The 9783-nt window shown below is 40.6% G+C and carries 13 protein-coding genes; 7 read left to right on the plus strand and 6 right to left on the minus strand.

The window, feature by feature from the left end:
• Positions 1 to 94: 94 nt before the first annotated feature.
• The gene (locus R8925_RS15120; RefSeq protein ID WP_430536621.1) at positions 95 to 856 is read right to left on the minus strand and encodes an SDR family oxidoreductase; all 762 of its coding nucleotides are present in this window, start codon (positions 854 to 856) and stop codon (positions 95 to 97) included.
• A 169-nt stretch (positions 857 to 1025) separates the two neighbouring features.
• Between R8925_RS15120 and R8925_RS15125 the strand changes: the two genes are divergently transcribed.
• The 5 genes from R8925_RS15125 to R8925_RS15145 all read left to right on the plus strand — a co-directional run bounded on the left by R8925_RS15125 (position 1026) and on the right by R8925_RS15145 (position 4852).
• The gene (locus R8925_RS15125; RefSeq protein WP_430536622.1) at positions 1026 to 1604 is read left to right on the plus strand and encodes a TetR/AcrR family transcriptional regulator; all 579 of its coding nucleotides are present in this window, start codon (positions 1026 to 1028) and stop codon (positions 1602 to 1604) included.
• Positions 1605 to 1737: 133 nt separating this feature from the next.
• A complete protein-coding gene (locus R8925_RS15130; protein WP_430536623.1) occupies positions 1738 to 3078 on the plus strand; it encodes an MATE family efflux transporter in 1341 nt (446 codons plus the stop codon).
• Between the two features lie 117 nt (positions 3079 to 3195).
• A complete protein-coding gene (locus R8925_RS15135) occupies positions 3196 to 3546 on the plus strand; it encodes a magnetosome magnetite crystal formation protein family (RefSeq protein WP_430536624.1) in 351 nt (116 codons plus the stop codon).
• Between the two features lie 80 nt (positions 3547 to 3626).
• Complete coding sequence (locus R8925_RS15140; RefSeq protein WP_430536625.1) at positions 3627 to 4019, plus strand: hypothetical protein; 393 nt, start codon at positions 3627 to 3629, stop codon at positions 4017 to 4019.
• A gap of 140 nt (positions 4020 to 4159) precedes the next feature.
• A complete protein-coding gene (locus R8925_RS15145) occupies positions 4160 to 4852 on the plus strand; it encodes a cyclic nucleotide-binding domain-containing protein (protein WP_430536626.1) in 693 nt (230 codons plus the stop codon).
• An 81-nt stretch (positions 4853 to 4933) separates the two neighbouring features.
• Here the strand turns inward: R8925_RS15145 and R8925_RS15150 are convergent, their stop codons facing one another.
• From R8925_RS15150 to R8925_RS15170, 5 genes are all read right to left on the minus strand, one after another.
• Positions 4934 to 5434: a GNAT family N-acetyltransferase gene (locus tag R8925_RS15150; RefSeq protein WP_430536627.1), complete on the minus strand. Its 501-nt coding sequence runs from the start codon at positions 5432 to 5434 to the stop codon at positions 4934 to 4936.
• A gap of 70 nt (positions 5435 to 5504) precedes the next feature.
• Entirely contained in the window at positions 5505 to 6068 is a 564-nt protein-coding gene (locus R8925_RS15155) for a hypothetical protein (RefSeq protein WP_430536628.1), read from the minus strand.
• Between the two features lie 49 nt (positions 6069 to 6117).
• The gene (locus R8925_RS15160; protein ID WP_430536629.1) at positions 6118 to 7146 is read right to left on the minus strand and encodes a DUF4097 family beta strand repeat-containing protein; all 1029 of its coding nucleotides are present in this window, start codon (positions 7144 to 7146) and stop codon (positions 6118 to 6120) included.
• Complete coding sequence (locus tag R8925_RS15165; protein ID WP_430536630.1) at positions 7139 to 7711, minus strand: DUF1700 domain-containing protein; 573 nt, start codon at positions 7709 to 7711, stop codon at positions 7139 to 7141. Before R8925_RS15165 ends, R8925_RS15160 begins: the two co-directional genes overlap by 8 nt.
• Positions 7704 to 8036, minus strand: coding sequence for a PadR family transcriptional regulator (locus R8925_RS15170; RefSeq protein ID WP_430536631.1), 333 nt, complete (start codon positions 8034 to 8036; stop codon positions 7704 to 7706). The genes R8925_RS15165 and R8925_RS15170 overlap by 8 nt, the downstream gene beginning before the upstream one ends.
• A gap of 178 nt (positions 8037 to 8214) precedes the next feature.
• Here R8925_RS15170 and R8925_RS15175 point away from each other — a divergent pair, with 178 nt between their 5' ends.
• Positions 8215 to 8754 (plus strand): biotin transporter BioY, encoded by a 540-nt coding sequence (locus tag R8925_RS15175; protein ID WP_430536632.1) that lies wholly within the window; start codon positions 8215 to 8217, stop codon positions 8752 to 8754.
• 146 nt (positions 8755 to 8900) lie between these two features.
• Entirely contained in the window at positions 8901 to 9728 is an 828-nt protein-coding gene (locus R8925_RS15180; RefSeq protein ID WP_430536633.1) for a Crp/Fnr family transcriptional regulator, read from the plus strand.
• Positions 9729 to 9783 lie beyond the last annotated feature (55 nt).

Here is a 9783-nt window from a genome sequence, read left to right on the forward strand (position 1 = left end):
AAATACGTATCCAAAATCTAAATGCAGATTTTGGATACGTATTTTTCTAGGTCAGAGAACCTTTTGTCTCAGACTCCGTTCTTACTTCTCTATTTTAGTATGCTGTCCAACCAGCATCAGCCGTCACAACCGTACCAGTTACAAAACTTGCGTCCTCTGATGCCAAAAATAATGCTACTTTTGCAATTTCCGAAGCTTGGCCAACACGCGGGTTTGTTCCCATACCAATCATGGCACGAGCTTGACCAAATTCATCTGGTGCATAAAGCGTCGTCCCAATATTGGTTTCTACTGCCCCCGGCGCAATCGCGTTACAGCGAATATTTTTTGTCGCATATTGGAAACCGACATTTTTCGTGAAACCAACAACGGCATGTTTCGAAGCCGTGTAAGCCGCACCAGCACGCGATCCAAACAATCCGCCCGCAGACGCAATATTTACAATAACACCACTCTCTTGTTTCTCAAAAATCGGTAGCGCTTTTCTCGTCGTCCGCATTACACCTGTTGTATTAATCGCGAAAACACGATCCCAAAGCTCATCTGTTATTTCACCAGCAGGAACAAAATTATCCATAATTCCCGCATTATTTATGAGTATATCAAGTGTTCCGTAAGCCTCAACCGCCTTATCAATCATTGCCTGCACATCGTCTTCCTTCATTACATTAGCAACTACCGCCAAAGCTTCCCCATTGCTAGCTTTGATTTCTGTTACCGTGTCTTCTGCTGCCTCAAGTTGAATATCTGCAACGATTACTTTCGCACCCTCTTTTGCAAAAAGTAAAGCAATTTGGCGTCCCATTCCCGATGCCCCGCCAGTCACAACAGCGACTTTTCCAACTAATTTACCCATGATTATTCCTCCTAAAATTATAATTGCGCTAGAGTTTTTGAAGTCACTCTATGTATTTAGTATAGTCCTCTTTCAAGCCTAACTTCAATAGGTAATGAAAGCGGTTTTTGTTGATTTGGCGACACTTTTAAGGTATATGTATACTAAACGATAAAAAGGACGTGAAAACATGACCGCAAAACCTGATCGGCGCATCCGAAAAACAAAATTCGCCTTTGCCAAAGCCCTTCTGACACTCCTAACTGAAAAAACATTCAAAAAAATCACCGTCACCGATATTGTCGCACGCGCTGATGTCAATCGGGGAACTTTCTACAAACACTATCAAGAAAAAGAAGATTTGCTAGATGAAGTAATTACTAACATACTTGCCGATCTCGAAGTTGCCTATCGCGATCCTTATGAAAAAATGCCCCATTTTTCAGTGGAACGGATGACACCCTCGATGGTCAAGATTTTCGATCATGTCTATGCCCACCAATTATTTTATAAACATGCCATCGATGATAAATTACGTCCAGGTTTTCAAAATCAACTGTGTGACGCGATAAAACGCATCGCTCTTCGCGATTTTGCAACGGTTCTAAACCATTCCGATGTCAATCCAGAACTCCATGCTAGCTACCAAGCACACGCAATTTTTGGCTTAATCGTTTACTGGGCACAATCAAATTTTGAATTTACACCTACATATATGTCCGAACAGCTACTCCAAATCGTCCATTCTGATACTTCCTTTACCACTTAGTTATTATTACAGTTCCTTTTCATTTACCGATTAGTCTATACTTTAATCCTGCCCTGCCTTATAATAAGGGAATATTGCATGGAGTGGAATTACATTCGCTTAACGCCTAGGTTTATCGAAAGGAGCAGACCACATGGATAAAAGTCAAACCGCATCAAAACTAAGCTTATTCTCACTCGCATGGCCGATCTTTATTGAGCAATTTCTGCGAGTTATGATTAGCTACGTCACCGTCTTCATGTTAGGACATTATTCCGATGATGCCGTTGCAGCAACCGGCGTCGCGAATCAGATACTCGTGATTTCCGTTATTATGTTCGCCTTTATCAGCGTCGGTGTTCAAATTCTAGTCGCCCAAATGATTGGAGCAAAAAAACATCGCCTCATTGAACAAGTCATCACAAATGGGATTGTCTTTTCTGTCGTAATTGGAGCGATTGTCAGCCTTGTTTTCCTTCTATTATCATCCTATTTCTTAACATGGATGGGGCTTGAACCTCACTTAGTAGAAATTGGCACACCGTTCCTAGAAATCATCGGTGGTGTTTCCATTCTGACAGCCATTCCATATGCAATCATGCCAATTTTGCGAACACACGGATACGTTCGTCAAGCCATGTATATACCGGTCGTTGCTGGAATCATCACAGTTATTGGGAACTATCTCGTTTTATACGGCCCACTTGCCTATTTAGATTTGGGTGTTACCGGTGTAGCATTAGCAACCGTTTTCGGTAACTTTATCGCCGTTTTTCAATCTATTTGGTTGCTTCACCGCCATGTCGAATATCGCTTCAAATGGCACAAATTCAAAGAACTCTCACGACGGACAATGTATTCCATTTTGCGCCTTGGTCTGCCATCCGCAGGTGAAAATATGTCCTATGCAGGCTCACAACTCGTTGTTACAGCCATTATCGCCCTCATGGGTACTGATGCCTTGACGACAAAAGTATACGCCTCAACGGTGAGCCAATTTGTCGCTTTATTCGCCATCTCGATTGGGCAAGCATCCCAAATCATCATCGGGCGCGCAGTTGGAGCAAAAGAAGTGGAACGCGCTTATAAACAAGGCTTACGAAGTTGGAACATTGGGCTCGCCATCGCAGTCTGCATCAGCATTCTTATCTACTTTTTCGCAGAGCCGATTATGCATCTCTTTACATCTAACGCAGAAATCATCGCGATGACAAAACAACTATTTTTCCTATCCATCTTCCTAGAAATCGCGCGTTCCACCAACATCATCATTATCAGTAGTCTCAACTCAACTGGCGATGTCCGTTTCCCATTTATTGTTGGTATTATCGTCATGTGGATTGTAAGCCTCCCGTTCTCCTATGTTCTTGGAATCACCGCAGGAATGGGACTCATCGGTGTTTGGCTAGCCTATATCATCGACGAAGGAATTCGTGGTGGTCTTATGATCTATCGCTGGCGCTCCAAAGTTTGGTCTTTAAAATCCGTTCTATAATTACTACTTACAAAAATGTAACGTTCTATCCTACAAATTGTCACCTAATTCAATGGTTCTCATATGTCTATTCATCGTATAATAAACACATCAAGTTACGAAAGGACGTTATAAACGATGAACGATCAAAAAATATTAAATGCACTCAGCTATTTCAGCTTATTTTTCGCACCATTTATTGTACCAATTGCTATCTGGATTTTCAGCGGTACAGAAAATACAAAACATCATGCAAAAGTGGCTTTATTCACACATATCCTACCAACCATTGGAGGAATTTTTACAGCTCTTAGTGTTGGTATTGTTGGATTTAGTACGAACAGCTCAAATGTCACAGGTTTCATCGGACTCGGCTTAGTCGTGGTAGTTGGCCTTATGACAGTTGTTCTTGCTCTTTTCAACATTATCCGAGGTATCCAAGCCCTAACAGCAAAAGAAGATAATCCACGTTTTAACTCTATTGATTAAATTATTATAAAAGCTAGCTAGTGAACGATATTCTAGCTAGCTTTTATGATATAATATGGAATGAAATGGAGGAATGCATCATGCGTTTTATCTTTGCTTACTTAACTGTGTTCATATTGGGTATCTTTTCGGTTATTGGAATGGAAGCCATTATGTATGGTGAAATAACGTATCAACTCGTGTTTGCTGCAATTCTTTTTGCCGCACCGCTAATACTCGTTGGAACAACAGTTGCCGAAATATTCTACGGCTTCAGCAAAAATGCGACAGCCAAGCGCTTCATCATCTGGGGCTTCCTATTTGGTGTTATTGCCACCGTAATAATCACTAGTATTCTGCAACTCATCAGTCTCATGATGATTTTATTGACTTCGCTGCTTGGAGGCGTTATGTGCGCGATACTTGCTTGGATTTTCTTCACAATCCGTGGTGGTCAAAAAGCAAGTGGCAAAGCGGCAACAACCAACAACTAGTAAAACACGCTCGGCACACAATAGCGATGGAATTCGACTTTTCATCGCTATTTTTTATACGGCGAATGAAGATTAACTTTCCACATACTTGGGTATATAAAAGTGTTATTCATAATTATATCAGGAGGGAGAAAAGAACTATGCATATAAATAATGATACATTACACATTCTCGCGTCACTAAAAAAAGACCCCTACTTCTATACCTATTGTACACAACAAAAATTAACAATCGGTAGCACCGTCCCTTTAATCAACTGTACTCACAATCTCTATTTTATTGAAAGCGGCTTTATACAGTGCTTACGAGATATTGGAACAGACGAACCATTACATATAATCATGCAACCAGGCGATTTTCCCTATCTGCCCTTCAATTCCGAAGACTACCCTGAAATCACCGCATGCGAGGCACTAACCGATATCATTTTGTGGAAAATAGATATTTCTTTTTTCAAAAAAATGATGCACTTAGAAAATCTGGATGAAACTATTTTTGCTATTCATTCTGATAAATCTAGCAAAAATATAGAGGAACATTTTCTGATGGATCGGTTGCATCCTGAAGAACGAATTTATTTTAGTTTGCTTATCATGATGCGCCTTGGCTCTCTAGGAACGGCTGACACCGCCCAGCTTCCTGCCTTTGTCACCTATGAAAAAATTGCGGAATATTCTCTAACATCTGTCGATTTTACCGCTGAAATCTTGAATAACCTACAAAAAAACAACCTGATTTCACTAGATGATAACTGGACAATAACAAATGTCATTGCATTCAACGCCATGTTAGCATCCAAAAATATATTAACTCTAGAAAACAGTCTAAATTAAAAAACACGAGGCTGGGATAAACTTCCATGTCAACTTTCACTGACATGGAAATTTATCCCAGCCTCGTGCTTTCAGCTAAATTTAAGCCTCTTCTTCCACGTGTTGAATCAGTTGAAAGCGAACCGTCTCCAACTTGTGCCCATAAAAATCTTCCTCAAATTGGTCCCATTCTACAAAGCCACGTGCCACATAAAACGCAATCGCATTCTTATTTTCCTTCTCTACATTCACAAATAGCGGCAGCGGTAAAGCGAATAACTTAATACCTTCATCCAGTAACATCGTTCCATACCCTTTATTCTGCACCCCTGGTAACAGATAAAAAGCCGCTAGTTCACTCTTACGCTTCTCAAGCTCGATGAAATTAGCGAAACCAATCACACTGCCTTCCCGCTCTAATACTGCAAACGGCGTCGCGCCAACACGCGTTTTCAACGTCTCCAAATTATAAAACATGTCTAAAAACCGATCCTGCACTTCACGTGGAATAATATCCGCATACGTATCGTGCCAAGATTTTACCGCAATATCTTGAATAGCTTCAATGTCTTCTAATGTTCCTTTTCTAATTTGAACTGTCATCTGTGATTTCCCCTTTCATCCATAGAGATGTAGCGTTATCACTTAGTATACCCTTTCATTAGCATTTTAGTCACGCCAAAAGTCGTGAAGTCAATTCCCCGTTCTCCGTTTCAAACTGTTCTAAATACAGTGACATAGCTCCACAAAACTCGATTTCCATCGCGCCCTCATACAAAAAATCACATGGTTGCAAAAAATGCTGTGCACGATTCCCAACGACCGATATCTCGTTTAGTTCTAATATATACCCTACAAACTGTGAGCAGAAAAACTCATTTTTCCCCGATAAATTCAAGCGCAATACTACACCAAGAATCCCCCAAAAATTGTAACGATAATTATCCGCTGTAAGTGAAAACCAGTTCAATTCCCGTTGAATACGCGCCTTTTGTTCCGCCGTAATCTCGTAACTAAGAATTGCAGTTGCAGCATTTTTTAGTACACCACTGCGCATATCTTCCTCAATAAAGCCACCATTCAGCGGATTTCGCTTTCCAATTCGGCCAAAACTATAAACTTCCGTCAAATCTTCCGTCAGACTAATCGACACATGATTAAACGGCCTCCTCGTATACTTTTGAATGACCCGCCCTGGAATCGTCTCTGTTTTCGTTAAAATGACGTACACTTTCACCCTAATACCCCCACCTATGTAAAGAAGTGAGCACGAAGCCCACTCCCGTTTACTGTTCTACCTTAATATTCCCCGAACCAGTCCGGACTTTAACTACTAAATCTGAACTCGTCTTGATTTCCGGTGATTTAATATCACCAGAATTGCTTCGTAAATCTAAAAATCCATTAAATGAACTTGGAATCTCTATCTTCACATCACCAGAATCCGCATCAACCGTCACGTTTTTCTTCATATCGCTAAATGTTAAATCCACTTCCCCGGAACCACTTGCAACGCTCGTCGCACTATTCAATCCAGAAAGTTCGATATCACCAGAGTTATTATCTACTTTGACCTCGCCACTCAGTATTTCTCCGTCAATGCTACCCGAACCATTATTTAGCGTTGTTGTTTTCGCTGTCACTTGATTTACTTCAATATCGCCAGAACTAGACGTGATGCTAAGCGTATCACCAGTCATACCTTCCACCGAATTCTCACCGGAACCATTAACAAGCTCCAAATTCGACATCACATTTTTCAAATCAATATCACCTGAACTGTTTTTAATGGAAGTCTTATCCGCTGTCAGATTCGATGCTTTAATTTCACCAGAACCACCGCTTAGAGCAATCTTTTTCGCCGTCACATCGTTTATCGTCAAGTCACCCGATCTCATATCACTCGCCAATTCACTAAGTTTAGCGTCCTTCGCTACATGAATTGTCACAGTCTGATCCCCATAAATCGGAAACTCTAGAAACTCGAACCATTTCTGGTTGTGCTCTACATCAATCGTCAAATTATCCAGATTCGGCTTCACACTCTTATCCAAGCGGTTAATTGCCTCTTGCGATAAATGACCACTCATTGTCACGTAATTTTTATCAGTATTACTCTCTGTCACATTCACGCGTATATCCTGATCACCCATCAGCTTAATCCGCGAAATATCACCATTCGACAATTGCCACTCTCGATGATATGCCTCGCCACGATCTATATTATTGTTATTAAATGTCAGCCCAAATCCAATACCACCAACGACTAGAAGAGCCGCACCAATAATGAGCAATTTCAATTTATTCTTAAACATGTCTGCTCTCTCCTTTCATCAAATGAACATTAAATTTAGTATAGCCGACCGTTGCCATAATCATCACTTTCGCCAACCAGATTGTGACTACAAGGAAAATGAAGCCCAATCCGACAATGCCAATCGTTCCAAAGAATTTATACCATTCAAAAGCGTGATTCAGCACTGCATCTAAAACGAAAGCAAACGGCGTTAAGAAAAACCCAACAGTTGAACCGATGAATCCCGCAACAACACCCCAAAACGATAAAAGTAAGGAGTAAATAATCAAATTTGGAATTAACATTGCTAAAAATATCCCTACCTTAAAACCAGCGCCACGTTTTTTTGGCTGGCTTGGCACATAGTAATGTTCTTCCGGTAGCTGTCCACCTCGCCCTGCTAAAATATCGCGTGCAATTTCATCTGGGCTCCCAAGGTCAAAAACAATCTCTTGCTCAGTTTTCCCACTTGACTCACCTACTGCAAAATGTTCCATATAATCGGCTAATACCTCTTGTCTTTCCTCAGAACCAAGCCCTACCAGCTTTTCCTCCAACTCATTTAGAAATTGTGTTTTATCCAATATTCTCTCCCCCTTCTACAAATAATCGATTGACATTCTCTACAAAATCTTTCCACTCAATCATTAATTCCGTCATATACATCTCACCCATAACCGTTAGTTGATAATATTTTCGCGATGGCCCTTCCGACGACTCCTTCAAATACGTGTCGCAATAGCCTTCTTTCACCAAGCGTCTCAATACTGGGTAAATAGCTCCTTCCGCCACTTCCACATACTGTGAAACATGCTGTGCTAGCTCATAACCATATTGATCCTTTTTATGAATCAGGAAAAGGCAACATAACTCCAGAACACCTTTTTTAAACTGAACATTCACTTCCATGCCAAACCCTCCATTTCTTATTATCAAAATTCCAGTACTGAACATTAATCACTACTTGTTATACATACTATATCACGAACTACTAATTAATGCAAGGTAGTGAAATAAAAAAATAGTATTGCCAATTTACAACTTTAATGTTAACCTAATGTAAAATATAGTTAACAAAGGAGAAATTATGAGAAATCAAAAATTAAAACAACTCATTATCAACGCCCTATTTGCGGTTATCATCGCTATTCTAGCCCAAATCACCATCCCTATTGGACCAATCCCCTTAACCGGACAAACCTTTGCAGTCGGTCTGGCTGCAACAATTCTTGGTGCACGCAACGCAACTATTTCCGTAGCGGTCTACATCGTTTTAGGAGCGATTGGCGTCCCTGTTTTCGCAGGCATGACAGCAGGACTCGGCATCATATTCGGTCCAACAGGCGGATTTCTAATTGGCTTCCTATTCAATGCTTACATCACTGGGTACCTCATCGAAAAAACAAATTTCAATATGCTGTATGCTATTTTTGCCAATATTATCGGTACTTTTGTCACGCTTTTATTCGGCGTTATCTGGTTAAAATTTAGCGGTGATTTCTCATGGACCACGGCATTCACAGCAGGAGCTATCCCTTTTATTATTCCAGGTATTCTAAAAGCAGTGTTTGCAGCACTAGTTGGAATTAGCATTCGTAAACGCCTTGTAGTTAGTAAATTGATCTAAATTTTCCGAATTCAAGGGAAATCGTTATACAAACCCCCCTTCCTTCGATATAATGAAATAGGTAGTCTGCATGAATAGACTTGGTCAAACTCGACACGTGACCAAATCACCTACCTTTTTATACCAATTTGAGTAGGATCAAGATTTTGCATAACACAAGTCGAGCGCTTGCCGCCGATTTATTTGGCTCTATTCCAGACTCAATCTGTAAGAAAAGGGGACATAATATGACGCTATACGATTACAACAATCTGAAAGAGAGTTTCGATAACGACAAAATGCTTGCCACCTTAATGCAATCAAATGGAGAAACACCGCCTTATACGGAACTTACATACCGTCGAAATGAGGTTATTATGGAAGAAGGTACACCTAATAGGCATTTCTATGTTGTCAAAAAAGGCATGGTAGCAATGTCAAAAGGTACTGCTAGAGATGATTCTATCCTGACATTTTGCGGACCCGATGATATTTTAGGATTTTTAAGCGTTCTAGAAAACGCGGTCTCGCCTATTTCCTACACAGCGATTAGTGAAGTCACATTATTTAGATTCGAGCGCCAATACGTTATTGACAAAATCACCTTTGGCCAAGAAAGCTTTTGGTATGCCTATTTCTTCTACTTAAATTTTACGCACCCAATTCTAGTTCGCGAATCACTTTCTAATCTACCGTCCGACAAAAAAATTCTAGCCGGTCTCGTTATCGTAGCTGAGCGTTTCGGTCGCGCTGAACCTGATGGCTCTTATCTTATTCCGTATTATTTTACACAAAAAGTCATTGGAAAATACTTAAATCTAGCACGCGCCTATGTCGCAACTAATCTACGTAAATTAGAACAAGACGGTCTCATTTCACTTTCACCAAAACCGTGGAAAATCCACGATATGGCCGGATCGAAAGAAATGCTAGATATGAAATATACCGATCTTTACTCACTCACAAAAAAATCATCGAGTAGGAGGAGCCGTTAGGCTCCGACCTCTCACACCACCGTACGTACCGTTCGGTATACGGCGGTTCAATAGC

Source organism: Listeria rocourtiae subsp. hofi (assembly GCF_963575615.1).
Lineage (GTDB): Bacteria > Bacillota > Bacilli > Lactobacillales > Listeriaceae > Listeria_A > Listeria_A hofi.

Excerpts from the sequence above, each read along its gene's own strand:
- R8925_RS15160 (WP_430536629.1), bottom strand. The coding sequence starts at position 7,146 with ATGTTTAAGAATAAATTGAAATTGCTCATTATTGGTGCGGCTCTTCTA.
- R8925_RS15125 (WP_430536622.1), top strand. The coding sequence starts at position 1,026 with ATGACCGCAAAACCTGATCGGCGCATCCGAAAAACAAAATTCGCCTTT.
- R8925_RS15175 (WP_430536632.1), top strand. The coding sequence starts at position 8,215 with ATGAGAAATCAAAAATTAAAACAACTCATTATCAACGCCCTATTTGCG.
- R8925_RS15140 (WP_430536625.1), top strand. The coding sequence starts at position 3,627 with ATGCGTTTTATCTTTGCTTACTTAACTGTGTTCATATTGGGTATCTTT.
- R8925_RS15170 (WP_430536631.1), bottom strand. The coding sequence starts at position 8,036 with ATGGAAGTGAATGTTCAGTTTAAAAAAGGTGTTCTGGAGTTATGTTGC.
- R8925_RS15120 (WP_430536621.1), bottom strand. The coding sequence starts at position 856 with ATGGGTAAATTAGTTGGAAAAGTCGCTGTTGTGACTGGCGGGGCATCG.
- R8925_RS15150 (WP_430536627.1), bottom strand. The coding sequence starts at position 5,434 with ATGACAGTTCAAATTAGAAAAGGAACATTAGAAGACATTGAAGCTATT.
- R8925_RS15130 (WP_430536623.1), top strand. The coding sequence starts at position 1,738 with ATGGATAAAAGTCAAACCGCATCAAAACTAAGCTTATTCTCACTCGCA.
- R8925_RS15145 (WP_430536626.1), top strand. The coding sequence starts at position 4,160 with ATGCATATAAATAATGATACATTACACATTCTCGCGTCACTAAAAAAA.
- R8925_RS15135 (WP_430536624.1), top strand. The coding sequence starts at position 3,196 with ATGAACGATCAAAAAATATTAAATGCACTCAGCTATTTCAGCTTATTT.